A 24,647-nucleotide genomic window follows, 5' to 3' on the forward strand; every position below is an offset into this window, starting at 1 on the left:
AATGCAAGATGAAGTTGGAAGATCATATTGCCGCATGGAATTATGCAGCCGTTAAAGTGCTGGATATTCGACATGCTGTGATGGAGCCTGGGGACAAGCTGCAAGGCTATATATTACCTGCATGTGGATTTATCTACTGTGTGCGGGGGGCGGCCAGCTTGAATCTCAACGGTATAGATTACGACGCAGACCGTCATTTTATCGTGCATGGTGGCAAGGGTATGAGACTAAGCATAGAGGCAGGGAAGATTTTTGAATACTATTTATTATTCTATAGAGCCTCCTTACCAGGAAGAAAGGATTTAGCAAGACTTTTGGAACGAAGCAATCCATTTCGGATGCAGTATGGCTTCGAGTCTTTAGAGCCATTGCCACTGCACTATCAACTAATGGCAATGGAACAACTCTGGGCACAAGGAAGTTTATTGGAAAGAATTCAAGTTAAAGGCTTGTTCTATCAGTTTATACATGAATTATTAAAGCAGTTTACAAAGGATGGAATTAACCTCAGGCAACCGGATGTCATTGGGCAGGTTGTCCGTTATATTGAGGTGCATTATCGTCACAATTTATCACTAGAATCAATAGCGGAGCAATTTAATTATAGCCCTCGTCATTTATCAACGCGTTTTAAAGGGGAGACGGGGTTCAGCTTGATCGAATATTTGATACGATATCGGCTTGAACATGCAGAAGAGCTATTACGATGTACCGATGCTCCACTTCGCGATATTGCAGAAGAAGTTGGATATAGCGATGTATATTACTTCAGTCGTATGTTTAGTAAATATAATGGTCAATCTCCCATCCGATTCCGCAAGGAAAGTAGGCAGGTGAGCTCATCGGAGAATCGTCCATTTACCACCGCCAGATTCTCCATTGGCGAGAACATATCCTCCCGATATAATGTTGTTGAATATGATAATCATTATCAATACTGTTATCATAATAAAATAACCGGAGGGTCTTCACCTATGCGAATAACAAAGACATCAAGTTTTATTGTAGCGATGCTGCTTAGCTTTACCTTGCTTTTAAGTGCATGCGGATCTGCAAACGTTGGTTCTACTGCCACGAATTCTAAGGGATCCAAAGCTTCTGAAGTTACATCAGCATCAGCCAATAATTCAATTGCAACTGACAATAACAATAAGGAGGCTCAGACAAGAACTATCTCTACGGTAAAGGGAGATATTGTCGTTCCAGCTAATCCAGAGAGGGTTGTCGTGTTATACCTTCAAGGGGATCTTGTTGCCCTCGGCATTAAGCCAGTAGGTACTTCGAGTGTCTTTGAAGGAGCGGCCTTTGCAGAAGAGCTGGGAGGTATTGAAGATCTTGGTTCATGGTATGAGCCTAATCCAGAGGCTATTATGGCAGTAAAGCCGGACTTGATCATAGCTGCTTCTGAAGAAACTTACGAAATCCTTAAGGATATTGCACCGACCATTCCAATTCCTTATGAAAAAATGGCGACGGACGAACGTATAATGAAGATTGGCGAGGTATTTGGCAAGGAGCAGGAGGCACAAGCTTTATTAGATAATTTCCATGAGAAGTTGGAGAAAAGTAAGCAGAAGCTTGGTGAACTTGGAATTTTAGATAAGACGGTAACCATTATCGAGGGCGGCAAAAAAGAGATGGCGGTGATCGATAGCAAGCTTTACGGAAGAGGCTCTCAGATCATTTATGAATATTTAGGACTAAAAGCACCAGAGATTCTTCAGAAGAAGATTGATGGCAGGGAGAAGGCTACTGGAGGGTTTGTTTCCTTAGAAGTGTTACCTGAGTATATAGGAGACTTCGTGTTCCGCTCTGTATGGGATGGGGCTGATGATTTGTCGGACAACCCCATTTGGAACAGCATTCCAGCAATCAAAGAAGGTAGATTGATCGAAATTGGGTTTGATTTTTCATATTATTCCGATATCTACTCTCTTGATAAGCAGCTAGATTTTGTAGTTGAGAAGCTAGTGTCAGCGTATGAAAAAAAATAGAAAGCTAGATGATAGAACAGCTGTTATTCCTAATTTAAGAGGGAAATCGTATTTCGGTCTGTTTCTACTCCTAGGGATACTGCTGCTGCTGCTTTCAGTGGCAGCTTCTATCTCTTTTGGCTCTGCTTCCATGAGCCTGAAGATGGCATGGACAGCGATTTTTAATTTTGATCCTGAACTGACCGAGCATCAGATTATTCATGCCCTTCGTATTCCGCGTACAGCAGCTGATATTATTGCGGGTATGTGTCTCGCGGTAGCAGGAGCGGTTATGCAAGGTTATACGCGAAATCCCTTAGCAGATTCCGGATTAATGGGAGTAAATGCAGGAGCAGCTCTTGCAATGGCCGTTACACTAGTTTTTCTTCCAGGGCAACTGCAGACAACAACCTTGCTGGTTAGCTTTATTGGCGCAGGACTTGGAGCAGGATTAACGTATCTTGCCGCTTCATTGAATCGTTCAGGAATGACACCTCAACGATTGGTGCTAGCTGGAATATCAATTACAATGCTATTTGGAGCTGTGGGATCATTTATCTCATTAAACTATGGAATTGGTCGTGCCCTTGCTTATTGGACTTCGGGAAGTGTGGCTGGAGCCACATGGATGGAAATTAGGCTAGTTATTCCTTGGTTCTTAGGTGGGCTGGCTTTATCACTATTCATTGCACGCTCTATCACTGTTTTAAACTTGGGGGAAGAGATCGCGAAAGGCTTCGGGCAACGGATCGTTCTCGTTAAGATGATAGCTACGCTTGCGGTCCTTTTACTAGCGGGTGTAGCTGTTGCACTTGTAGGGCCAATCGGCTTTGTAGGGTTGATTATTCCGCATATTATACGTTTTTTTGTAGGTGTAGATTATCGTTATATTATTCCGGCATCAGCCATTTACGGCGGCGCACTTATGGTAATAGCGGATATCGCAGGAAGGCTGATTAATCGTCCGGCGGAGACAGCATTGGGCATTATTTTTGCAATGATTGGTGTTCCTTTCTTCTTGCTAATTGCGAGCAAAGAGAGGAGAGCCTTCAAATGAATATTGTTAAATCGTATAAGGCTACAATATGGATTCTATCTCTCATAATACTGCTTATTGCAGGAGCTATTCTTAGTCTTAATATGGGAAAGGTGTCTCTCAATCCACTTGAAGTATTTCAAGCATTGCTTGGACAAGGTCCAGAGGAGCATAATCTCGTTGTTTATAAGTTTCGTCTTCCTCGGATAGTATTAGCGATACTTGTTGGATTTGGGATGGCACTGGCAGGTGCAGTTATGCAGGCGTTGCTGCGCAATGATCTGGCTGATCCCGGCATGCTTGGTATTAGCTCAGGTTCAGGTCTTATGGTGTTGCTGATTATCTCAACGGTAAGCATTCAAGGCGCCGCTATAACATTATTACTGCCGTCTATGGCATTCTTAGGTGGTCTGCTGGCAGCAGCTCTGATCTATGTTCTAGCCTATAGAAAACGTCGTATGATTTCTTCTACACGACTTGTCTTGACTGGTGTTGCGATCAATATGGGGTTTAGTGCGCTGTCGCTATTCCTGACCTTAAAGCTTGATGACCAGAAGTATGAGTTTGCGCAGCGTTGGCAAGCAGGATATTTATGGGGGGACAAGTGGTCTTATATCAGCTTACTGGCACCTTGGGTATTGCTGCTATTCGCATATATTCTTTCTAATTTCAGGACATTGAACGTCTTAGTGCTAGGCAACGAAATTTCGATAGGATTAGGAGTCGCTGTAAAGAAGAAATTTTTGCGCCTGGCGATTGCGGCTGTAGGCATTGCTTCTGGCTGTGTAGCGCTCGGGGGCTCGATCTTCTTTATTGGATTGATTAGTCCGCATGTGGCGCGCAAGCTGGTAGGTCACGACTACAAAGTACTTCTACCAACTTCAGCACTTATTGGTGCGCTATTGCTGCTTGTAGCGGATACGCTTGCTCGGACGTTTAGCTTTAAGTCGGATATTCCCGCAGGAATTATTGTAACAATGCTGAGTGTGCCTTACTTCCTATATTTATTGATGCGTTCAAAATAAATATCGATTATTACTCCATCTGGATATTGATTGCGGAATTGATTTTAAAAGTTTACGGTATCCTTTTTGCGAACTCCAATATCTCAGGTAAAAAACATGGTGTATGGCTTCGGCAGAACAACGGTTCTGGAGGTTCACCAAGTGCACAGAAGTTATCAATGGTTCAAGCTTACGCCTTACAAGTACATTGACCAGGTATATCGTCACTTTTGATACAAACTCACTCGCAGGGAAAACGTTTGGGAACAACGAAGATGATTATCTGGAAATTGCAATATCATATCAATGGGGTCGACACTTGGGGTAAGAGTTGGAGAGTCTAAGCTTGAGACGATGCGCGGGTCCGGGATTATCAACATTACACAATTACAAGTCAACGCCGGAGCTGAACCCTTCCGTTTCAGCCACGGACCTTTGCGAAAGAATTACCAGCATGCTTAAGGTATTACGAATGTAGCTACAACTATGGAGTTGTGGCTTGGACCATTACCCCCTTGTGCACCTACTAATGACATATCCAGTTATCATTTGTCATTTAAAGATAAGAAAAGGATAGCAACGTTCAATTTATTTGCCTTGGATGGTACGGCATCGCGAGTAAGTATTGTTGGCAGCGTACTAAAGACTACATTAACTACAACAGCAAACCAATCCTCAGATAATGGATTTAGAGGTTGGAACGCAGTGGGAGCGGGCAATACGCCAAGCAGTAGTCGGACAGCGTTTCATTTTGTAGCAGATGCCGAACTATAAGGAGGAATGACATCTATAAACACTATATAGGCGTGGAGGCTGACGGCAACGTCATCCACGCTTTTTCTGATGCCTTCGAGCAGCCGGAATCAGACAACATTCTGGTCACAGAGGACAGCGGAAGGCACTTTAATCTGGATCAGGTATAACAGAGTAACCCCACGCTGGCATGTGTCCGGGGACGAGATGATTGAAAGGGATTTGTGATTTAATAATAAAAAAGTTCTTTCCCATTGAAAACGTGAGTTTCATTGGATATCGTCTACGCAAAGTTACTTATTATAAAGTCTTTTATTTTTGTTCAAAAACTTTTAATTGTGAGTTATAATGAAAAAAGATTGGAGGGAATTAATTGAATAAAAGAAAAAATTTGATATTTAAAATATTTATCATCATTTTGTGCATCGGGTTTATATCTGGATTTGATATCCAAAAGAATAACAAAATTGAGGAAATATATACAGATATATATCACCCTTTTATTGATGATGATTACTCTCTTTGGGGAATCAGTGGCAGTATTCTTAAATGGTCTAATGATTATGGAGATTCTTGGAGTGAAGTATTTGATTTTGCAACTATTGGAGGAGGAAAAGCAAGACCTCCAATATATGGAGCGGTGTATGTTTCGCGCAAAGGATATGTTTTTGTGGGTCTAGAGGATGGGAATGTTTATCGTAGCGAGACTAAGAGAGAATTGAACAAAAAGAGTGAACTAAATTTCGTCATCTCTCTTAAGTTAACTGACTCTAGAACAACAGCCACACCTTGGAGTATAGCCGAAGATAGTCAGGGCATTCTTTATATAGGTCAGTATGGCATTATAGAAAAAAATGCTGCTTATCTTTATAAGAGCGTGGATGATGGTCAAACATGGGAAAAAAATTCCTATTTCACTCAATTTGTCGACCGACATATTCACCAAGTTTCTGTAGACCCTTACACAGATGCTTTATACGTTACAGCTGGTGACGGACCAAAAATGACTTTCAAAAGTATAGATAAGGGCGAGACCTTTAAAACGATTTTAGGACCCGATCCTTTTGGTGGTGACACGGGATTAACGTATTTCAGAGATGGTAGAATATGGGGAACTGATTTTTTCTTTAATGGCAATAAGAATCCTGATAGTAAGGGATATATCAATCAAATCCGTAAATCATCTGGCGATGATGATATTTTTGAAACCAAGCTTATACTTGATAAAAATCCTGACAACGCGCCGTTTTACGATTTGCATGCTGTGAAGGGAACGCTAATTGCTTATGCTCTTGCTCATGATGAATGGGATGACGATTTAACAAAGAGGTCTTCAATCTGGATTACTACAGATAAAGGTGAGAGCTGGAGAAGAATACTTGAGACTGACATTGGTTCAAAAGCTCCGGTATTTATGGGCATTGCCCACGGAAGAAATAGTCTGATACCAGAAGGATTTCCATATTTAATTATCACTAATCATTTCACTAGAGACAAGCTATATCCACGCGAGGGAGAAATGCATTTAACTAGAATTAAAATAAAAGACACGATTTTTAGAAAATCAAGCTAAATTCTAACTCCTTCAGAAGAACTGGGGGAGTTTTTTTAATAGGGGATCTTCCTGAATAAAAAAATGGATGCGATTGACTTTCTTATCATACGACAAAAACTTTGTACCGGGCGGAGCGTTAGTAAAGTCCTATACAGAGATAATGAGGGGACAAATGGACTCAATTCATTTTTCGGATTGACTTTAAAGGATCTACTTGTGGGGAAGACACCGCCTACTAAACTTATGGAGGCGGATGAACTGTCAGCAGAAGAAAAGAAAGAACTTTCCTCATTGCGGTCGGAGGTCAAGGCTTTATCGGATACAGTGGCTGGGCTTACCAATAGCAAAGATGTACTTAAAAAAGCTGTGACAGAGCAAGGGCAGAGTATCGCTAAAGTTTTATCTAGGGTGGATAAGTTGGAGAGTAGGGCAAGCCTAACTGAAACACCTGCTTGGGCAAATGATTCTGTACAAGCAGCGTTTGATGCAGGATTAATCGACACACCTAAAGTTGGGAGTTTGGACTTCTATCGAGTAATAACGGTGCTCGCTCGCGCTGGACTTTTGATCACGAGATTGGAGGATAAATAATGGACAATCAAAACCTTACTAATGTATTGGCGTTCGCCTCGGTGATCGCCGTTTTTGTGTTGGCAGGAGTACAGTTCGTGAAGACTACTGTTAACGTACCTAAAAACATATTACCACTGATTGGTTTGGTTATCGGCTTACTGGTTGGCGCTGCTGCTTATCCATTTATGGAGCTAGAACTTGTACTTCGGTTGTGGGCTGGGGGATTGGCTGGTTTGTCAGCTACGGGATTGTTTGAGTTGGCATTCAGCAAGCGGGAAGGGTCTTCTAAGGAAAAAAAAGAGAGCTTTTTACAAGCTCCCTTTACCGGTTATTTTTTATTGATCTCTGAATATGGGATGGTAATGTCGACAAATCCTTCTGAGAATGGTGCTACATCATAAGGATAAAATCTAACTGTGATCCCTGAATCTCTTAAATAAAAAGGCATTTTGGAAACATCAAATGGTGGATCGTTGATGACATCTTCAAAGAGGTTAGCACCTTTTTTATATTTTGCATTCAAAACATAAACTGCATATTTTTTTGCTTTGCTTTTTTTCTCATCGGTATTCAAGATACTTTTTAAACTTATCTGTTTTCCAGTGGTTAGGTCATAATTAAAGATTGTAGTATCGTACATGCCATGAGCTCCACCAGCGTACATGTAATCATAATAGCCAACTGAAAGCTTACCATCTTTATTATAATACAACTGTACTTTGCTTGTGATAGAGTGAAAATCATCCTCTTTCTTCATATTTTCAGATGCCTGAGCGTTGTTCACTGCATGCCATTTTAAAACTTTATTAATGGCATCTGTGTTGGTTGTATAGTTAGACTTCACAATTTGGATATAGGGGTATCCTTTGTATGTATAATTCTTAACACTTACAGCAGTTCCGGCGGCGTGTCCAACATGTAGCGGTAAGAATAACAATATGAGTGCCAGGAAACCCATAGTTATTCTGTAGACTTTCTTCATTTCAAACTCCCCTTCTATTTTTGTCAAAATTAAGTATAAGTAGAAACCTTAGAAAAATCCATGATTTATATTCATTGTTTACTAGTCCCGCCATATAAGGTGGGGCTTATTTACTTTTAGGGAAAGGAGATTTGTGTATGTTTAATCGAGGAGCATTTAATCGCATCGCCTTTAACCGTGAGTTTTCGGTGATTGTGTTCGGAAGTGCTGTCTTGCGTGGCGAAGGCAATTTGAAAGCTGGAGTTAACGTTATTGCAACGGGCTCAGCACTCCTTAAAGGAGAAGGAAACATAAAGGCATCATTTGTACGGGAGATAAGTTTCGCTACCAAAATGACCGGAGAGGCGGTATGAAGGCTACGTTTATCCGTGAACGACTACACCAAGCAATTATGCATGGTATCGGGACTCTTACTGCAAATGGGAGCCGGTACCACATGGATGAAATAGGATTTACCGGATCATTTGTACCAGGTGGCCGCATAGTTATCGATTCCAAAAACCTCACTTTCACAAAGAACGGAGTTAACGCCTTGCACATGATGGATGGAGATTTCTTTGATCTTAATCTTGGTAACAACAACATCGTCTACACAGATCCGGCAACTGGCTGGGAGATAATGGTTTCAGGGAATTCAAGCGATCCAGTGGTTCCAAATGGGGGGCATAATCATAATCCGGATTACACACCGGGATAAATTTATATAGAGGGGACTATAGATGCCTAAAGTACCAGTAACAATATAAGATGCTCAGATGCAGCGTGTGCACATACACATGGTATAGACTACGGTATTTATTCAGGTCCTACACGAACCAAAATCACTATAAGAGTCGATGGTAATGCTGTACAATTTACACAGACAAGTGGAGAAGACAATGATATCATTCCATACTTGAGTAAGGACGGAAGTGGATGGGTTGAACGAGGGAAGTTCCATGAAATTAGCCTTACGCCCGATACTCTCGGGCGTATTGAGGCTACAGTCGTCAGCCAGATATTTATTATGAGTCGTAGCGGAGGTAAATATTGAACATCGTCCAGCGAGATAATAGCAGCATCAATAAGTGGAGTAATATCGATATTTGAATTTGCATCTGATGATAATTTAAATGATTGGTCACCAAAATGAAGTTGTCCATCCTGAGTTAGCGCTATAGCAATAGAACATTGTTTTGCTATGTCGGGATACTTCTTAGCTAATAGTTCAACTAATTGGGTCCTTTTATCGTATAAGTTGTACTTGTTAATTGATCATTTTCCACAATAGTTCCTCCTTTCGATTTAAGATCAATGGACTTCTTCGTGTTGTCATACTCCAGTCCATAGCCTGTCATTTCAACTACTTCGCGTACTGGTAGATATGGAGTGCCTTTATATACAAGTGGATCATTCTTAAGTGTTTGCTTTTGACCATCGACTGAAAACGTGAATTTTGCAAGGGCAGCCTGAACAGTCTGAGTGGTCACAGCTGCGGCCATTTCTGCGGAACCGATTAACATACCGGCCACTAATCTGATGATTGCTTTCTTCAAGATACTCAGCTCCTTTAATTTCATATTACCATATATTATGGTAAATGATGGGAGGAGGTTTTATATCTGATTCTATTATATTTATTTCACAGCCTTACTTAAGCAACAAATTTTCATCAAAGAAATAATCCACAAATTTCCTGTCAACTCTTAATTATATTGTTAATATTTGTCGAATAACAGACTGTTTGTTCGCCTTTATTTAGTGTAGGATTTATGTATACATATAAAGGGAGATGAATTTTTTGTTGAATAATTGGAAAAATGGTATGTCTAAGTTAGTTCTATCATTAATAGTTTTAGTGTCGTTTTTTTCGTTTCAATCAAATACATATGCAGCATCGGTTGGATAAGCGTTACCTACTCCAGAGTCTGGCTGGCAGCGGATCGAAGATACAAATTCTACATTCGTTTATGAAGGCCCTTCTTGGGGAACATATACTAACAACCCACTATCATCTGGCCTTACACAAAAGTATACTCTGAGTCCTGTATTACATACTGTCAAGTTTAATTTTATCGGAAAAAGTATTCGAATGATTGGATATAGAGGGCTTGATAGACAAACATCTATCAAGATTACTATTGATGGAACACAATATGCTTATTCGGCAAATGGCGCAGCACAAGGGGTAACACTTTTGTTTGAAAAATTGAATTTAGAAAATAAGTTGCATTCAGTAGAAATAAGTGCTGTAAATTCGGGTACTTATACAATATTTGATTTTGATGCTGTTGATATTGACAAAGATGGAACTGTAATTGATGCAACCATAAGTGCGCCTACCAATTTAAAAGCAATAGCTGGAAATTCTAAAGTAGAATTAAGCTGGACAGTGAGTTCTAATGGGATAGGTTATAAAATTAGACGTAGTACAACAGCTGGAGGCCCTTATGAAACGATAGCTACTAATGTAACAAACACAGTTTATACCGACACTTCTGTAATTAATGAAACAACATACTATTATGTGGTAGCTGCAATAAATGAAAGTAGAGAAAGCAATTACTCTAATGAAGCAACTGCCAAACCACAAGGAGTAGTAGTGCCAGATCCAGAACCATCTGGTGATCGGGCTATACTTACAATTACTTTAACAGCTGGTCTTGAGAAAGAATTCGACCTATCAAATACAGAAGTAAAAGCCTTTTTGGAATGGTATGATACACGCTATGCTGGAACAGGACCTGCTAAGTTTGCTATTAATAAACATGATAATAATAAGGGACCATTCAGCAATCGTACTGAGTATGTGATTTTTGACAAGATCCTTACCTTCAGTGTAGATGAATATTCAGCTAAATAAAATTATTTACACATTGTTCAAGTGCCGATAAAATAACTGTAAAGAAGCACCGTACCCTGCCATAACTGGTGGGGTATTTTTTAATTCAGGTAAATATTCCTTACCAGTAATATAGAGTACATATACATAATGTTCCAAATTAATTAATCTATTATTATGAATAATGAAAACTATCAGTATAGAGATACATACTTTACTGGGGGGAATCCAGCAATTCTATATATACTCATACTTGGATTGGTTCTATTGGGATTTGTTTTGTTTTATTTAATCAAGAAATATCGAAAGAAGAGAAAGTGAGAAGTCATGAGCACTACATATATAGTCTTAGAGAGTGATACTGATTTCCTGACAGCAGACCTTTCTCAATAAAAGGTATCCGTATGGTTTCATAGCAAGATACGGTGGAAGGCTTTTTATAAGCTGGCCTTGGATTTGAATCTAGTAATCGAGAAGGAGGAAGAGAAGGGTGATTGAACAAATATATAAGACTACTTCTGATTATCCCTCTGTACTCACAGCAAAGGAAATCCAACAAATACTTGGTATCGGTGAACGTCAAACATATGAACTATTAAACTCAAGTCAATTTCATATCGTGCGGGTCGGAAAGATGATAAAAGTATCCAAGGATGTATTTCTAAAATGGTTACAGGGGTAAAAAAAAGTGGTGCCGATAATGGCACCACTTTTGCTTTAGTCAACTACAGGGCACCATAATGGCACCAATTCGTATTTCGCTCAAAACATAAACATCTCTAAACAAAAGAAAAAGCCTTATATAATAAGGCTTTCTCAGTATAGGACGGATGGGGTTCGAACCCATGACCCCTACCCTGTCAAGATAGTGCTCTCCCGCTGAGCTACCGTCCTGCGACGAATTTCATAATACCATACGATAGAGTAGGATGGCAATTCTTTTTTTACAATCTATAGGGATGATAGTTTACATAGTCTTTAAAATAATAAGAAAAGGGGACGCCGCTCCATCCCCATGAGCCACGTCAGATAAAGAACGGGAGTAGAAATATATCGCTTATACCGAAAAAAGGGATGCGTCGTGGAAAGAAGCGACGTCTTGGGAAAAAGCCAGGCCGGAAACCAAATTGTCTATACGCCGATTCGTGTGTGGGCATTCCGTTTAAACGTTCTATCATTTCGTTGCTAGGAACCGCAAGAGTAACATAGTTTTGATCTACATGGGCAATAAAGCCATCAAAGGACTGACCGTCAGTCGTTGTAATACCTACGTATTTGTTCATACAATTCCAGCTGACCTGTTGATGTAAATTTGCATTTGTATCCATAAATAACCTCCTCAATTGAATAACCCTGATAACAGTCTATGGTTCGTAGCCTATAACGTTCACGGCGTTAGCCTATAGGGTAACCATAAAATTCGGGTTATTTTGTGTGAGGTGGGGGTGTGTATTGAAGCGGAATCACTGTCTTTTCTTGAATAATAGTAAAAATTATTCATTATCTGTTGGTTTGATGTTGAAACGATTCTAAAAGTTGCGTCGTATACTTAGCCAAGTGCTTTTTTATGGAAATACTCCTTAAGCGCTTATGATAAAATGGAGGGTAATGTACAGCAGTTAGATAAAAATTGAAAGAAAAAGGAGCTTGAGAACTTGCCGCAAAATGAGCAGAAAAAGGATTCTTCCACGCCATGGAAATGGTTGGGGGGCGGGGCGGCGATGCTCCTGTTTAAAGGAAAGGCGATTTTGTCTCTTCTGAAAATAGGTAAAATTGCCGGGCCGTTAATATCAATGATGATTTCAATATGGGCTTATGCTTTGATTTACCCGTGGGGGTTTGCCGTGGGCTTTGTTCTGCTCCTGCTAGTCCATGAATTAGGACATGTAATAGCAGCGAAACGGATCGGGCTTCCAGTCAGCGCTCCGCTATTTATACCGTTTTTGGGAGCTTTAATTACAATGAAGAAACAGCCGTTGGATGCCCAGACAGAAGCTTATATTGCTTTTGGAGGTCCGATCTTAGGAACCATTGGGGCTACAGCCGTTTTTGGAGCGGCTTATTACATGGATAGTCCACTTCTCTATTCCTTGGCTTATATAGGTTTTTTACTTAATCTGATCAATCTGCTGCCGATTCACCCGCTTGACGGCGGCCGTATTGCAACCGCGGTGACGCGCTGGCTGTGGCTTGTGGGGCTCGTGGGTGGTTTAGCCATCATCATCTATATGCGTTCGATCTTGTTCTTTATTATTTGGGCGTTATTTGCTTACGATCTGTATAACAAATATGTGAAGAGACGCACTAACAATCGCCTTTATTCTGTAACGAAGAGTTTCTTAATTCCAGTAGAGCCACTTAGAGATGCAGGCTACATGATTCCAGGACCAGAGCATAGAAGAGATTTACCTTTTACTACTTACAGTGATTTGGAAAGACAGCAGTATGTAGGGGTGAGATGGGATCAACTGAACTACATTGGTAGAGCTACGCTTCCACAGCAATGCATCATTGAAAAGGTACGTATCTCGCAGCTAGAGCCTGTGACCTTAGAGAATGGGCTTCATCTTAAGATGAATTGTGATATTAGCTATTCGGTCTACGAGAACGATAAGTATTACGATGTGCCGGCTAGCTTACGCTGGAAATACGGTATCGCTTATTTTGTATTAGCTGGCTTTCTGGCAGGAATGATGTACATGGTCCATGCCGTTGGAAATGTGAATCTATAAGGGTTAGAATCGGGCAATGAAGTGATCCAATGGTTTATAAAACTCATGAACCGTCAAAGCTGTAATGAGAATAACCGCAGTTGAACGGTGAAAGGAGTAAAACCATGCCTAAATATTTGAAATGGGAAGTCGGCGTTTGTCTGCTGTTACTGATGGTTTTGGGAGGATGTTCCGAGGCGAAGCCAACAAAAGTCATGGAAATCAAAGAAATGACCAACCTAGATGGAAAGCCAAAAGGTCAGTACCCTCCATTGTCACCAGTGATGCAAGACACATACAATCGTTCGATTCCTGAAGAAGTATATTCTGCAGATTAGAGCAGCGTAGAAGACGGTTTCTCATGCTCAGGCTTTTCTTTCTAGTCGAATTTTTATATAATAGACAACTATCGTTGGATACATAGAGAGAGGAGTTTGGGACTAACATGGCGGCAGAAATCTTACGGGTAACTACAGAGGAACAGCTTCAGATGGGGCTGGATATTCGTACTAAAGTATTTGTAGAGGAACAAATGGTGCCGGCTGAGGAAGAAATTGATGAATACGATGTTATCGGTCCGAATGCGCACCATATTCTAATTATAGATGAAGGTGTACCTGTGGCTACGGGAAGATTGATTTATTACAAAGCAGGTACAGCCAAAATGCAGCGTATCGCCGTACTGAAAGATTATCGAGTCAAAGGATACGGACGTGTTCTGTTGCTAGCTATGGAAGAGCTTGCTCGGGAGCTTGGACTGGAAGCTTCGATTCTTGATGCACAGTGCCAAGCTGAGAATTTCTACAAGAAGCTAGGATATGAAGTGATTTCTACGGAACCTTTTTATGACGCAGGTATTCTACATGTACGGATGCAGAAAACTCTTTAAAAATAGCGCACATAATTTACCGTTCCATGAAGCAAGCTAGGATGTGCCATATGATGGCAAATCCAAGCGCAAGGGGCGAGCTGAAGTGCCAAATAACGAACGCGAAAGTTTCGTAGCTGTACAGAAAAATGGAGACGGAGATTTAACCAGTTTCCAGACCTCTACAGGACGTGTCCTGGCGTATGACCAAGCGCTTCAAGAAGTACAGGCCGGAAATATTGCCGGAGTGAATGCTTTTAAAGGTAAAGACGGAGGAACTTATATTCGCGGCGACGCGGATGGGGATCCAACCAACAATTTGGATAATCTTCCGAGTTTCTCATAGTTCTAAAGGCAAAGACCGTACAAACGTCATCGGACGTCAATGTACGGTCTTTTTTTTATCCTAATCAGAGTTTATAAATTACATGCTGCTCAATAAACTCCATCTCTCCAGTAAGCCCGACGAATTGAGGTTGTTCATCGCTATAATGCATAAGCTTGATGATACGTCGAACATCTTCAGGTAAAGACATTAACTCCTCCAGCGTGGTGTGAACAACACCTGATCCACCAAGCTGACAGTCATGCAGAATCATTCGGATGCCGTGCTCACGGACAAGGCGTATAAGTAGATCCGGCTGAAAAGTCATGTCCGCGCTGTAGAAAATCTCATTATTTATTAGAAGGGAATAGCTATCTTTGCCAGGAATATGCGGCGTATGTATGATCTCGAGCGTAAGAGAAGGAGCGAGCTTGTACGTAATTCCGGGTTTCATAGGTTTAACCTCGAAGATATCGGTCAGGGAGGCTACTGCATCTTTTTGATATAGTCCACCCTTTAAGGTGTTGTTCCAAAGTGGCTCAACAAGCGTCTCAGGTAAATGTAATCTCATAGTTTTCCCGTATACGTGCTTTAGCGTAAGTGCTAGCTCTTCCAGACCTCCAACATGGTCCGCATGAATATGCGTAATTAGAGTAGCGTTTACGTCACGGAAGGATTTCCCGATGGTATGCATGGCAAGTGGGGCTGTAATCCCGCAATCAATCAGTAGGGTATAATCATCAGCTAGTAGCAAGCCATTATTGTTAAAATAGTTTTTTGCAAAAGCATTGCCAGTTCCTAGCATTTGTAGGCTCAGACTCATAAGAAAGTACCCTCCTGAAATCGCTGTTAGCTAATATATCAACTTTGAACAAGTACATAATATCATTTTTCGGAAGATGAATGAAATATTTACCTACAATTAGCGCAACTTGCTGAGACAAAGTAAGTATACATTAATAGCATGAATTATTTGGAGGGTTTCAAATGAATAGATGGAAAAAAGTCACTTTATGTGTGTTTGCTTTTTCCTTGATGGGTGGCTCCTTATTGTTCGCCGATTCTGTGAGTAAGAAAATCAGGGTATGGAACAACGGGACGGAAATTGTAGACGGCGGTTATTTGATTGATGGAAAAACATATATTCCCGCAAGAGAAGCGGGCGGGGTAGTGAATTGGGATGGATCTGGAAAAGTGACGATTCTTAAGCCTAATGTTCATATTGTTCTTTTTAAGGATAATACGGTCTTTGGTAACGTAAACGTAGGCAAGCTTAAGATTAAAATATTAACCCAGGTAGATAGCTTAACAGAAGAGGTTTCAGCTGTAAAAGTAGCCATTACGGACCCCTCTGGTAATGTTAAGGATATTCAGTCGCAGGAGCTTGAAGGCTCGCAGAAGGATAATTTCTGGTTTCCGACCTCGGAGTTTACTTATGATTTTAAAGAAACCGGCAAATATCGGGTAGGCTTCTACATGAAAGCTTCCAAAAATGCGGATTACGTTCTTGTGTCAGAAAAGGTAATTACAGCTCTTAATTAAGGGTTCTAAATTGACCTGAACTAATCTAACGTGGTAGTATACCAGATGTAGGATAATACAATTCAAAGTGAGGTATTACAATGAGCGATCACAAACATGAGCATGGTGAAGCATGCGGTTGCGGGCATGATCACGACCATGAGCACGAGGAGTTTGTGCTGACCTTGACGAACGAGCAGGGCGAAGATGTTGAAATGGTATTGGTTGAAACTTTCGACATCGGTGAGAAACTATACGCGCTGCTGTTAGAAAAGGAAAATCCTGAAGCGGATGGCATTATTCTGCGCATGGAAGAAGAAGACGAAGAAATGGTATTGTACAATATCGAAGATGAAGAAGAATGGAAAGCTGTTGAAGAAGCTTACAACAATCTCCTTGCTCAGCAAGAATAGATTTTAGCGACTAAATTAAGCTGTTCTATTGTGTATATGACAGTTGATGTTTATATACAGAAACCCGATACTTATTATGGTATCGGGTTTTTGTATAAATGAATGAAGTTTTTTAGGAAAATGATGGGTCTTAGGAAATAGGATCGGCTTCTACAATCACTTTTATGTTCGTGATGCTGCGATCTTCAGGACCTTTAACCGGAAGTCCGATCTCCACATGGTCAATAATATAATCGATGTTATCCTGAGTGATAACTTCGCCAGGGAGAAGAATAGGAATTCCAGGCGGATATACATATATAAACTCTGCAATAATGTAGCCAGCAGATTCACGGAATGGAACTAACTGCGTATCCGCATAAAAAGCGTCCCTTGGAATCAGAGCAAGCTGTGGAATTTCTGGAACCTGAACCTTAAGTTCGTAGATTTCACCCTTGCTGTAATGAATGGCGGACAACACCCGAAGTGCAGCTAATAATTTATCTACTGATTCTTGGGTATCACCTGGGGTAATAAGGCAAAGAATATTATACATGTCACTTAGTTCTACTTCGATGTTGTACTTTTCGCGCAGCCAGTTTTCGGTTTCGTATCCTGTGATTCCTAAATGGCGCACATGAATGTTGAGCTTAGTTGGGTCATGATCAAATGTTGCTTCTGTCCCAAGGATCTCTTTTCCAAAGCTGTACAGGCCTTCGATCGTATTGATCGTTTCGCGTGCGTAGTTGGACAGTCTGATGGTTCTTTCCGCCATTTCATGACCGTTCAGCGCGAGATTACGTCTTGATGTATCCAAAGACGCTAATAAAATATATGAGGTAGATGTTGTAGTCAGCATGCTCATAATGGTCTGTACCCGTTGCGGGTTAATCAGACCCGTCTTAGCATTAAGATTCAGTACCGAGCTTTGCGTCATGGAGCCGCCAAGTTTATGCACACTAGTGGCAGCGATGTCCGCTCCGGCCTGCATGGCCGATACCGGCAGATCCTCATGAAAATGAATCAGTACTCCATGTGCCTCGTCCACCAATACGGGTACACCGTAACGGTGAGCCAGGTCGACAATCGAACGCAGGTCGGCGCATACACCGAAGTACGTGGGATTGATTACTAGAACTCCTTTGGCGTCTGGATGACGCCTTAACGCTCGTTCCAGCGAACTGGTCGTTATGCCGTGATCTATCCCAAGATTCTCATCCTGAACAGGCGAGACAAACACAGGCTTGGCTCCGGAGAAGATAATGGCCGACATCACAGATTTATGAATGTTGCGCGGCACAATTATTTTATCACCCGGTGAGCAGACAGAGAGGATCATCGTCATGATGGCATTGCTCGTGCCCTGTACGCTAAAATACGTATAGTCGGCGCCGAAAGCCTTCGCAGCCAGCTTCTGAGCTTCCTGGATTACTCCAGTTGGCTGATGTAAATCATCAAGCGGTGCGATGTTGATTAGATCGATGGATAGAGCGTTATCGCCGATAAACTCACGGAATTCGGCATCGGTTCCTAGCCCCTTCTTATGCCCCGGGATATGAAATTGAACGGGATTGCCGGCGGCATGCTTTTTTAAAGCTGTGAAGAGGGGAGTACGGTGTTGATTCATTTAATGCTGTCACAACCTTTCGCGAATATTAAAATTTAAGGCAAGCATCAGTATAACAAAACAATCTACAGAATACTAGGATTTGGATGTGATAGAATGTCCACGAAAGCTGCGCAACGTACACATATCAGTTTGACGTCGCCATTTATCATGGAGATGTGGGTAATTATTTTTTTAGTTGAGTTTGTTAAAGGGTCGCTACTTGTCGCTTTGTTACCCGTATATATGGAGAATATTTTGGGTCTATCTGTTACGGTAGTAGGCTTTGCCTTTGCACTCCAGTATTTGGGGGATAATCTATTCCGCAGTCCTTCTGGCTGGGTTATGGAGCGCATAGGATTTCGCTGGACCATGACAAGTGCCTTGTTGTTGATCCTAGTAGCTGTTGGAATGATAATATATGCCAAAACAGCAGTTACGCTCTCGATTGCCTGTCTTATTCTTGGGATCGGGACATCCCCGCTTTGGCCTTGTGTGATGACTGGAATAACGGAATTGGCGGGATCTACTAAAAGCGGCAGCAGTGGTGCAGCTATGGGTGCTGTAGAGATGGCATCGCTCGCAGGAACGGGAATCGGTCCGATTGTAGTGAATTTTTTGATGGATCAGGGGGGACAAAGCTATCGTGTAGCCTTTTTGGTCCTGCTAGGGTGTGCTGCTGTAGTAGTTGTAGTTGCCCTATTTCTACCTAAAAGAATCTCGTCAAGTGGCACTCATGCAGTTGTTAGGGACATGGAGGGGCTTGGTGGAGTCGTTGAACGTAAAAAAATTAGTCCGTTAGAAAGTATAAAAAGAACACTTCATCAGGTCAGAACGACGCTTAAAGTCAGTCGCCTACTATATCCGGCCTTATTTCTTCAGGCTTTTGCCATTGGCTTGATGACCCCAGTAGTTACCTTGTTTGCACGTACAGAGTTGCATGTTAGTCCAAATCAGTTTAGCCTACTTCTGATTGCCGGTGGTGGGATTACGGTGCTCGCTCTAATTCCAGCAGGAAAGCTGGTAGACCGAATAGGAACAACTGTGTTTCTGAACATTGGCTTTTTGCTCGCCGCCTTTTCGCTTGCCCTGTTCTCACAGGTACGCTGGCTCCCGCTTGCTTTTATCGCGGTGGCATTGGTCGGTATAAGCTACGCGCTTATTCTCCCGGCATGGAATGCCTTTCTGGCTAAGCAAGTGCCTAAGGGGGAACGAGGGACTGTGTGGGGGCTTTTCTTGACCTTGCAAGGCTCAGGGATGGTGGCAGGACCAGTGATATCAGGGAGACTATGGGACCATGTAGGTCACGGTGTTCCGTTTCTGATGAGTGCAATTGTAATGTTGATGCTCTTTGGGCTGCATTTACTAATTGTACACAGAACGAAGTTGAAATTTAAAACTAGTTGACCTTAGATGTGAAAAGCCGCTGACAACCTGAGAATTAGTTGTCAGCGGCTTTTTTTAGGAATTAAAAGGACTAAAAGAAATAAAAAATTCAATCAGCGTTTGGAGAAAGTCTGTTGCGGGTAAAAATAGTCAATAAACCAAGTTACCGCTACATAAACTGAAGTATAAAATAAGACTAAGACGAATTCAAAAGTAACTACTACTTGAAGAGGTCCGGCAGCCATAAATAATCAAGAATTCAACAATTGAGTTGGCTTTGCAGATGTGAAGCAGTTAGGGGGGAGTGCCGTGAACAAAAACGACGAGGTGGAGTATTGTAACCTGGAGCTGCGTTTCGACAGACAGCATATCCAGGACCTGATCAAGGATTTGATTCAAAAAGGTTATTCCCTATATTGGAGCGAGAACGAACAGGTCTTTGTAATTTCGGTCCGTACGGGTCGAAAACTGGTGAAATTACGTTTTCAAAGGATCAAAGATGGTTATAAACTCGTTGGTGACTATATGATTCGTGATGCTCGCTTGTCAGAATGGATGGAGAAATTAATTGGGGACATGCGAGGCCATGCCATTGTAAAGCGCTTCCGGGATCGTCAGATCATTATTGAAAATATTTTATTCGGTGAAGTGATTCGTCTTGTCGAAATCTCGGGTTATCAGCAGCGAGTCTTATACCAGAAGGGTCCTATGCTCACAGATGAGGAGCTGACCAAGCTCTTTTATTCTGTTGAAGGAGAGGAACGAATTCGCCAGCGTAGGATTGAAGTGGATGAGCAGCTGGATCGATTAAATGATGCACTTAAGGCTGAGGATATGATTCGAGCGGAGAAATGCCGAGCTCAGCTGACCTTTTTGACGAAGGAATTGTATATGTTAGAATGGTAAACAAGGTGCCGAAATAAGTTGCTTAGGGGCACCCCGAATTTCGGGGTGTCTTAGATTTGTTTGAGAACTTGCAGACAGGGGTTCACTTCTGGTGCTAAAAACGTTAAAATAGTCATTGTGATCATTTTCATATTGGCAATGGATTTGTCGATGAATTTGATCTTTATTCGCAGGGCAGGCTTTGCTGTCTCTGATAAAGGGTGGTATTCTTATACTGCGAGAAATGGATTTCCCAAAAATATAGGGTGCAAAGGGTGGAGGACCAGATGGCAAAACAACAAATCGGCGTTATTGGCTTGGCGGTAATGGGCAAGAATTTGGCTCTAAATATCGAAAGCAAAGGTTTTTCCGTATCCGTGTTTAACCGCTCACCGGAGAAGACACATGATCTTCTTGCTGAGGCGGAAGGTAAAAACCTCGTAGGCACATTTTCCGTTGAGGAATTTGTAGCTTCGCTGGAAACACCGCGCAAAATTCTGATCATGGTTCAAGCTGGTAAAGCTACTGATGCTACCATCGAGCAACTGTTGCCGCATCTTGATCAAGGCGACATTATTATCGACGGAGGAAATGCTTATTTCCCTGATACGGTTCGTCGCAGTAAATATTTGGAAGAAAAAGGTTTCCGCTTTGTTGGAACTGGGGTTTCTGGCGGTGAAGAAGGAGCTCTTAAAGGTCCTTCCATTATGCCTGGCGGTCAAGAAAGCGCGTATAAGCTAGTTGAACCAATCCTAACTGCAATCTCAGCTAAAGTTAACGGTGAGCCTTGCTGTACATATATCGGACCAGACGGTGCGGGACACTATGTTAAAATGGTGCACAACGGTATCGAATATGGTGATATGCAATTGATCTGTGAAGCTTACCAGCTGCTCAAAGACGTTCTAGGTCTGGATGCAAAAGAACTTCACAATATTTTTAAAGAGTGGAATAGCGGTGAGCTCGACAGCTACTTGATCGAGATTACTACAGATATTTTTGCTCAGTATGACGAAGAAACTGGTAAACCAATGGTTGACGTGATCCTTGATTCCGCTGGCCAAAAGGGAACTGGTAAATGGACAAGCCAGAGCTCACTGGATCTTGGCGTACCTTTGTCCATGATTACGGAATCCGTATTCTCACGCTTCTTGTCTGCAATGAAGGATGAGCGCGTAGAAGCAAGCAAAGTGCTTAACGGACCAGAAACTACGCCATTTGATGGCGACAAAGCTGAATTCATCGAGAACGTGCGTAAAGCATTGTTCGCAAGTAAAATCGTATCCTATGCTCAAGGTTTCGCTCAACTTCGCGTAGCTTCCGACGAATACGGTTGGGATCTGAAATATGGCGAGTTGGCTAAAATTTGGCGCGGTGGCTGCATTATCCGTTCCCGTTTCCTACAAAACATCACGGATGCTTACGAGAACAATGCAGATCTTAAGAACCTATTGCTTGATCCTTTCTTCAAGGATGTTATGGACAATTACCAATCCGCATGGCGTAAAGTAATCGCTTCAGCTGTAACGATGGGTGTTCCAGTACCTGGATTCTCCAGCGCATTGGCTTACTATGATAGCTATCGTACAGAAAGACTGCCTGCGAACCTGCTTCAGGCTCAACGCGATTACTTCGGCGCACATACGTTCAAACGTGTAGACAAAGAAGGCGTTTTCCACCACAACTGGATGTCTGCAGAATAATCTAGTTTATTACGGTTATAAGCAATAACGCCTTCGGCGTCCCTAAAGGACGGTAAGAAGCGTTTATGCGAGAAATATAAGGTTAATGTATAACATGAAACTTGTACTTTCTTATATTTTTAAAAAAGTGGCCCGAATTGCTTCACCAGAAATGGGGAGGCTTTCGGGCCTTTTTTGTTGAAGTTTTGATTTGGAATTACTAAGTGAAGCAGATTGTCTAATGTTTTGACCCTGTGTTATGATATGACAAATATCGCGGTTGGAGGATAGACATGACTGGGGATACAGAAGAATTTAAAAAGTTCAACGAAGAGCAAAGAAATAAGAACATTATTTTAGTAGGGATGATGGCAACGGGGAAGTCAACAGTAGGCGCTATTTTGGCCGAGGAACTGGGTTACGAGCTGGTTGATCTGGATCATGTCATTGTTGAAACTGAAGGCCGAAGTATTGCAGAAATTTTCGCGGAAGATGGAGAGCATTACTTTCGAAGCGTGGAAACAGCAGTACTAAAGCGTATGCTAGAGTCTGAGAATAAATTAATATCTACTGGTGGTGGCGCGGTATTGGCGCCGGGGAATACAGATTTAATGCTGAGTAAAGGGCATGTGGTTGCGCTAACGGCAACAGAAGAAGAGATTATTGCCCGCGTTAGTGGAGATCAGAATCGTCCGCTGCTCGCCGGCAATGCAGAAGAACGGGTTAGACGTATCATGGAAGACCGTCGAGAAGCTTACCTGTTCGCGCATTACACGGTCGATACAACGGGACTGACAGCGGCAGAAGTGTCGCAATATATTTTAATGCATTACCGCGGCTGAGCTTTTAAGAGAGTGTTTCATTCCATTCAATCATACCGCCGCTTAAATTTGTAGCATGATAGCCAAACTGTTGTAGATATTCGCAGACACGCTGGCTTCGAGCACCGGAACGGCAAATAAAGATCACTTTGGCATCGCTTGGAATATCCTCAGTGCGGTGTGGAATTTCTCCCATGGGGATATGCAGTGCACCGGGAATCATCCCGAAGGCAACCTCTTCGTCTTCACGAACGTCGATGAGTACAAGGTCTTCCCCTGTCTCTAGACACTGCCGCAATTCTTGCGGTGTAATTTGTGGAACATTATGCATGGTTGTGACCTCTTTTCATCAGAAGAATGGTTTAATGATAACACAAGCATGGAATACCCTGTCAAACGAGCACTACATACAACTATATCTACTAAGGAGAGTTTATATTATGGACGTTATTGTTAGGCCAACGCCATCCCTGCAAGGAGAATTTGGGGCCCTCTCTTCCAAAAACTATACCACTCGTTATTTGCTGGTTGCCGCATTGTCAGAAGGCGTAAGTACGATTTATCATCCGGCACATAGTGAAGATAGCGATGCCATCCGTCGTTGTATTGCAGATTTGGGAGCTGTACTCACAGAAGATGATGAGAAGATTGTGATTCAAGGCTTTGGTCGCAAACCTAAGGATGTTAAGGAGCTTAATGTGGGGAATGCAGGAGCAGTATTACGTTTTCTAATGGCTGTAGCTGCTTTAAGCCCTGAGGTCACATTCGTTAATACGTATCCTGACTCATTGGGCAAACGTCCACATGACGACCTGATCGTGTCTCTAGAACAGCTTGGTGTGAAGGTAGAGCATAATGAAGGTAAGTTGCCGATCACGATCCGCGGTGGCAAACCTGTTGGGGGTAGAATTACAGTTTCAGGTGCTGTCAGCTCCCAGTTCCTAAGTGCTCTATTATTCTTGACACCATTGCTTGAAGAAGATAGTGAAATTATTGTCCTTGATGATTTGAAATCAAAGGTTGTCGTAGGTCAGACGCTAGAAGTATTGGAGCAGGCTGGAATTGTGGTTCATGCGGCGGATGATTATATGTCCTTTAAAGTGCCAGGTCGTCAAGCCTATGCGGCAAAAACGTATACCGTTCAAGGTGACTATCCTGGCTCTGCGGCTATTCTAGCAGCAGCTGCGGTTACAAAGTCAGATGTTAAGGTACATCGTCTTGTGGAACAGAGTAAGCAGGGAGAAAGAGCCATTGTTGATGTGTTGCGTATGATGGAAGTACCGCTTACTCATAAAGAGGGAACAGTTCACGTACAAGGGAACGGCGTTCTAAAAGCTGTTGAATTCGACGGAGATGCTGCAACCGATGCGGTGCTGGCTATGGTAGCTGCTGCCGTATTTGCTGAAGGCACTTCACGATTCTATAACGTTGAGAACCTTCGGTATAAGGAATGTGATCGTATAACTGATTACTTGGCAGAATTGACTCGTGCAGGAGCCAATGTTGAGGAACGCCGCGATGAAATTATCGTTCACGGCATGCCTGAAGGCGTCGAAGGTGGTGTGACGATTAACGCGCATTACGACCACCGTGTAATTATGGCGCTGTCAGTAGTAGGTTTACGAGCGCGTAAACCACTATTGATCAAGGATGCTCACCATGTCGCTAAGTCGTATCCGCAATACTTTGATCACCTGCGTGCGCTTGGTGCGAATGTGGAGTGGGTACAATAGAAGTAAGGGGGCTAGCGAAT

At 42.2% G+C, this 24,647-nt stretch carries 27 protein-coding genes, 1 tRNA gene and 1 pseudogene; 22 read left to right on the plus strand and 7 right to left on the minus strand.

Annotation, left to right across the window (positions count from 1 at the left end; genetic code table 11):
* Positions 1 to 8 precede the first annotated feature (8 nt).
* The 7 genes and pseudogenes from MKY52_RS24250 to MKY52_RS24280 form a co-directional block, all read left to right on the plus strand.
* The gene (locus tag MKY52_RS24250; RefSeq protein WP_341054043.1) at positions 9 to 1,994 is read left to right on the plus strand and encodes an AraC family transcriptional regulator; all 1,986 of its coding nucleotides are present in this window, start codon (positions 9 to 11) and stop codon (positions 1,992 to 1,994) included.
* Positions 1,981 to 3,030 (plus strand): FecCD family ABC transporter permease, encoded by a 1,050-nt coding sequence (locus MKY52_RS24255; protein WP_341054045.1) that lies wholly within the window; start codon positions 1,981 to 1,983, stop codon positions 3,028 to 3,030. The genes MKY52_RS24250 and MKY52_RS24255 overlap by 14 nt, the downstream gene beginning before the upstream one ends.
* Positions 3,027 to 4,034 (plus strand): FecCD family ABC transporter permease, encoded by a 1,008-nt coding sequence (locus MKY52_RS24260; protein ID WP_341054046.1) that lies wholly within the window; start codon positions 3,027 to 3,029, stop codon positions 4,032 to 4,034. The genes MKY52_RS24255 and MKY52_RS24260 overlap by 4 nt, the downstream gene beginning before the upstream one ends.
* Positions 4,035 to 4,499: 465 nt before the next feature.
* Positions 4,500 to 4,787, plus strand: coding sequence for a hypothetical protein (locus MKY52_RS24265; RefSeq protein WP_341054048.1), 288 nt, complete (start codon positions 4,500 to 4,502; stop codon positions 4,785 to 4,787).
* 352 nt (positions 4,788 to 5,139) lie between these two features.
* Positions 5,140 to 6,339, plus strand: coding sequence for a WD40/YVTN/BNR-like repeat-containing protein (locus MKY52_RS24270; RefSeq protein ID WP_341054049.1), 1,200 nt, complete (start codon positions 5,140 to 5,142; stop codon positions 6,337 to 6,339).
* 198 nt (positions 6,340 to 6,537) lie between these two features.
* A complete protein-coding gene (locus MKY52_RS24275; protein WP_341054051.1) occupies positions 6,538 to 6,912 on the plus strand; it encodes a hypothetical protein in 375 nt (124 codons plus the stop codon).
* Positions 6,912 to 7,187: pseudogene (locus tag MKY52_RS24280) on the plus strand (holin); the annotation flags it as partial. The gene MKY52_RS24275 and the pseudogene MKY52_RS24280, both read left to right, overlap by 1 nt.
* 35 nt (positions 7,188 to 7,222) lie before the next feature.
* Here MKY52_RS24280 and MKY52_RS24285 read toward each other — a convergent pair.
* Positions 7,223 to 7,876: a DUF3298 and DUF4163 domain-containing protein gene (locus MKY52_RS24285; RefSeq protein ID WP_341054053.1), complete on the minus strand. Its 654-nt coding sequence runs from the start codon at positions 7,874 to 7,876 to the stop codon at positions 7,223 to 7,225.
* A 137-nt stretch (positions 7,877 to 8,013) separates the two neighbouring features.
* On the opposite strand from MKY52_RS24285, the gene MKY52_RS24290 reads away from it, so the two are divergent.
* Entirely contained in the window at positions 8,014 to 8,229 is a 216-nt protein-coding gene (locus MKY52_RS24290; RefSeq protein WP_341054056.1) for a hypothetical protein, read from the plus strand.
* Positions 8,226 to 8,573 carry a phage distal tail protein gene (locus MKY52_RS24295; protein ID WP_341054057.1) on the plus strand — a complete coding sequence of 116 codons (348 nt, stop codon included), beginning with the start codon at positions 8,226 to 8,228 and terminating at the stop codon, positions 8,571 to 8,573. Before MKY52_RS24290 ends, MKY52_RS24295 begins: the two co-directional genes overlap by 4 nt.
* A 514-nt stretch (positions 8,574 to 9,087) precedes the next feature.
* Here the strand turns inward: MKY52_RS24295 and MKY52_RS24300 are convergent.
* Positions 9,088 to 9,411: a stalk domain-containing protein gene (locus MKY52_RS24300; RefSeq protein WP_341054058.1), complete on the minus strand. Its 324-nt coding sequence runs from the start codon at positions 9,409 to 9,411 to the stop codon at positions 9,088 to 9,090.
* 536 nt (positions 9,412 to 9,947) lie between these two features.
* Between MKY52_RS24300 and MKY52_RS24305 the strand changes: the two genes are divergently transcribed.
* Together MKY52_RS24305 and MKY52_RS24310 are read left to right on the plus strand one after the other, a co-directional pair.
* Complete coding sequence (locus MKY52_RS24305; RefSeq protein ID WP_341054060.1) at positions 9,948 to 10,718, plus strand: fibronectin type III domain-containing protein; 771 nt, start codon at positions 9,948 to 9,950, stop codon at positions 10,716 to 10,718.
* Positions 10,719 to 11,187: 469 nt separating this feature from the next.
* Positions 11,188 to 11,379, plus strand: a complete 192-nt coding sequence (locus MKY52_RS24310) for a helix-turn-helix domain-containing protein (protein ID WP_341054062.1) — start codon at positions 11,188 to 11,190, stop codon at positions 11,377 to 11,379.
* Between the two features lie 140 nt (positions 11,380 to 11,519).
* Here MKY52_RS24310 and MKY52_RS24315 read toward each other — a convergent pair.
* Together MKY52_RS24315 and MKY52_RS24320 are read right to left on the minus strand one after the other, a co-directional pair.
* Positions 11,520 to 11,591, minus strand: a tRNA-Val gene (locus tag MKY52_RS24315).
* A 131-nt stretch (positions 11,592 to 11,722) separates the two neighbouring features.
* Positions 11,723 to 12,025, minus strand: coding sequence for a hypothetical protein (locus MKY52_RS24320; protein ID WP_042126772.1), 303 nt, complete (start codon positions 12,023 to 12,025; stop codon positions 11,723 to 11,725).
* Positions 12,026 to 12,352: 327 nt separating this feature from the next.
* Between MKY52_RS24320 and MKY52_RS24325 the strand changes: the two genes are divergently transcribed.
* From MKY52_RS24325 to MKY52_RS24340, 4 genes are all read left to right on the plus strand, one after another.
* The gene (locus tag MKY52_RS24325; RefSeq protein WP_341054063.1) at positions 12,353 to 13,429 is read left to right on the plus strand and encodes a site-2 protease family protein; all 1,077 of its coding nucleotides are present in this window, start codon (positions 12,353 to 12,355) and stop codon (positions 13,427 to 13,429) included.
* 104 nt (positions 13,430 to 13,533) lie between these two features.
* Entirely contained in the window at positions 13,534 to 13,746 is a 213-nt protein-coding gene (locus MKY52_RS24330; RefSeq protein WP_341054065.1) for a hypothetical protein, read from the plus strand.
* 107 nt (positions 13,747 to 13,853) lie between these two features.
* Entirely contained in the window at positions 13,854 to 14,297 is a 444-nt protein-coding gene (locus MKY52_RS24335; RefSeq protein ID WP_042187292.1) for a GNAT family N-acetyltransferase, read from the plus strand.
* 85 nt (positions 14,298 to 14,382) lie between these two features.
* Positions 14,383 to 14,622: a DUF3892 domain-containing protein gene (locus MKY52_RS24340; protein WP_042187294.1), complete on the plus strand. Its 240-nt coding sequence runs from the start codon at positions 14,383 to 14,385 to the stop codon at positions 14,620 to 14,622.
* Between the two features lie 64 nt (positions 14,623 to 14,686).
* Here MKY52_RS24340 and MKY52_RS24345 read toward each other — a convergent pair whose 3' ends face one another.
* Positions 14,687 to 15,424 (minus strand): MBL fold metallo-hydrolase, encoded by a 738-nt coding sequence (locus tag MKY52_RS24345; RefSeq protein WP_341054067.1) that lies wholly within the window; start codon positions 15,422 to 15,424, stop codon positions 14,687 to 14,689.
* 164 nt (positions 15,425 to 15,588) lie between these two features.
* On the opposite strand from MKY52_RS24345, the gene MKY52_RS24350 reads away from it, so the two are divergent.
* On the plus strand, positions 15,589 to 16,143 hold the full coding sequence (locus MKY52_RS24350; protein WP_042187298.1) for a copper amine oxidase: 555 nt from the start codon (positions 15,589 to 15,591) through the stop codon (positions 16,141 to 16,143).
* A gap of 80 nt (positions 16,144 to 16,223) precedes the next feature.
* A complete protein-coding gene (locus tag MKY52_RS24355) occupies positions 16,224 to 16,535 on the plus strand; it encodes a DUF1292 domain-containing protein (protein ID WP_042187300.1) in 312 nt (103 codons plus the stop codon).
* A gap of 130 nt (positions 16,536 to 16,665) precedes the next feature.
* On the opposite strand, the gene MKY52_RS24360 is transcribed toward MKY52_RS24355, so the two are convergent.
* Complete coding sequence (locus tag MKY52_RS24360) at positions 16,666 to 18,141, minus strand: aminotransferase class I/II-fold pyridoxal phosphate-dependent enzyme (protein WP_042126789.1); 1,476 nt, start codon at positions 18,139 to 18,141, stop codon at positions 16,666 to 16,668.
* Positions 18,142 to 18,237: 96 nt separating this feature from the next.
* Between MKY52_RS24360 and MKY52_RS24365 the strand changes: the two genes are divergently transcribed.
* The 4 genes from MKY52_RS24365 to MKY52_RS24380 all read left to right on the plus strand — a co-directional run bounded on the left by MKY52_RS24365 (position 18,238) and on the right by MKY52_RS24380 (position 22,915).
* Entirely contained in the window at positions 18,238 to 19,527 is a 1,290-nt protein-coding gene (locus MKY52_RS24365; protein WP_076299471.1) for an MFS transporter, read from the plus strand.
* A 288-nt stretch (positions 19,528 to 19,815) separates the two neighbouring features.
* Positions 19,816 to 20,412 carry a hypothetical protein gene (locus tag MKY52_RS24370; RefSeq protein ID WP_339247373.1) on the plus strand — a complete coding sequence of 199 codons (597 nt, stop codon included), beginning with the start codon at positions 19,816 to 19,818 and terminating at the stop codon, positions 20,410 to 20,412.
* Positions 20,413 to 20,678: 266 nt separating this feature from the next.
* Positions 20,679 to 22,094 (plus strand): NADP-dependent phosphogluconate dehydrogenase, encoded by a 1,416-nt coding sequence (gene gndA, locus MKY52_RS24375; RefSeq protein WP_076117650.1) that lies wholly within the window; start codon positions 20,679 to 20,681, stop codon positions 22,092 to 22,094.
* A gap of 272 nt (positions 22,095 to 22,366) precedes the next feature.
* Positions 22,367 to 22,915 (plus strand): shikimate kinase, encoded by a 549-nt coding sequence (locus MKY52_RS24380; RefSeq protein WP_341054070.1) that lies wholly within the window; start codon positions 22,367 to 22,369, stop codon positions 22,913 to 22,915.
* Positions 22,916 to 22,919: 4 nt separating this feature from the next.
* On the opposite strand, the gene MKY52_RS24385 is transcribed toward MKY52_RS24380, so the two are convergent.
* Positions 22,920 to 23,225 carry a rhodanese-like domain-containing protein gene (locus MKY52_RS24385; RefSeq protein ID WP_341054072.1) on the minus strand — a complete coding sequence of 102 codons (306 nt, stop codon included), beginning with the start codon at positions 23,223 to 23,225 and terminating at the stop codon, positions 22,920 to 22,922.
* Between the two features lie 109 nt (positions 23,226 to 23,334).
* Here MKY52_RS24385 and aroA point away from each other — a divergent pair, with 109 nt between their 5' ends.
* Positions 23,335 to 24,627 (plus strand): 3-phosphoshikimate 1-carboxyvinyltransferase, encoded by a 1,293-nt coding sequence (gene aroA / locus MKY52_RS24390; protein ID WP_042187311.1) that lies wholly within the window; start codon positions 23,335 to 23,337, stop codon positions 24,625 to 24,627.
* Positions 24,628 to 24,647 lie beyond the last annotated feature (20 nt).

This window comes from Paenibacillus sp. FSL P4-0184, assembly GCF_038004625.1.
In the GTDB taxonomy this organism is placed as follows: Bacteria; Bacillota; Bacilli; order Paenibacillales; family Paenibacillaceae; genus Paenibacillus_AQ.

Coding starts and splice junctions, on each gene's coding strand:
- MKY52_RS24250 (WP_341054043.1), top strand. CDS start 9: ATGAAGTTGGAAGATCATATTGCCGCATGGAATTATGCAGCCGTTAAA.
- MKY52_RS24255 (WP_341054045.1), top strand. CDS start 1,981: ATGAAAAAAAATAGAAAGCTAGATGATAGAACAGCTGTTATTCCTAAT.
- MKY52_RS24260 (WP_341054046.1), top strand. CDS start 3,027: ATGAATATTGTTAAATCGTATAAGGCTACAATATGGATTCTATCTCTC.
- MKY52_RS24265 (WP_341054048.1), top strand. CDS start 4,500: ATGGAGTTGTGGCTTGGACCATTACCCCCTTGTGCACCTACTAATGAC.
- MKY52_RS24285 (WP_341054053.1), bottom strand. CDS start 7,876: ATGAAGAAAGTCTACAGAATAACTATGGGTTTCCTGGCACTCATATTG.
- MKY52_RS24290 (WP_341054056.1), top strand. CDS start 8,014: ATGTTTAATCGAGGAGCATTTAATCGCATCGCCTTTAACCGTGAGTTT.
- MKY52_RS24295 (WP_341054057.1), top strand. CDS start 8,226: ATGAAGGCTACGTTTATCCGTGAACGACTACACCAAGCAATTATGCAT.
- MKY52_RS24305 (WP_341054060.1), top strand. CDS start 9,948: ATGATTGGATATAGAGGGCTTGATAGACAAACATCTATCAAGATTACT.
- MKY52_RS24320 (WP_042126772.1), bottom strand. CDS start 12,025: ATGGATACAAATGCAAATTTACATCAACAGGTCAGCTGGAATTGTATG.
- MKY52_RS24330 (WP_341054065.1), top strand. CDS start 13,534: ATGCCTAAATATTTGAAATGGGAAGTCGGCGTTTGTCTGCTGTTACTG.
- MKY52_RS24335 (WP_042187292.1), top strand. CDS start 13,854: ATGGCGGCAGAAATCTTACGGGTAACTACAGAGGAACAGCTTCAGATG.
- MKY52_RS24345 (WP_341054067.1), bottom strand. CDS start 15,424: ATGAGTCTGAGCCTACAAATGCTAGGAACTGGCAATGCTTTTGCAAAA.
- MKY52_RS24350 (WP_042187298.1), top strand. CDS start 15,589: ATGAATAGATGGAAAAAAGTCACTTTATGTGTGTTTGCTTTTTCCTTG.
- MKY52_RS24355 (WP_042187300.1), top strand. CDS start 16,224: ATGAGCGATCACAAACATGAGCATGGTGAAGCATGCGGTTGCGGGCAT.
- MKY52_RS24360 (WP_042126789.1), bottom strand. CDS start 18,141: ATGAATCAACACCGTACTCCCCTCTTCACAGCTTTAAAAAAGCATGCC.
- MKY52_RS24365 (WP_076299471.1), top strand. CDS start 18,238: ATGTCCACGAAAGCTGCGCAACGTACACATATCAGTTTGACGTCGCCA.
- gndA (WP_076117650.1), top strand. CDS start 20,679: ATGGCAAAACAACAAATCGGCGTTATTGGCTTGGCGGTAATGGGCAAG.
- MKY52_RS24380 (WP_341054070.1), top strand. CDS start 22,367: ATGACTGGGGATACAGAAGAATTTAAAAAGTTCAACGAAGAGCAAAGA.
- MKY52_RS24385 (WP_341054072.1), bottom strand. CDS start 23,225: ATGCATAATGTTCCACAAATTACACCGCAAGAATTGCGGCAGTGTCTA.
- aroA (WP_042187311.1), top strand. CDS start 23,335: ATGGACGTTATTGTTAGGCCAACGCCATCCCTGCAAGGAGAATTTGGG.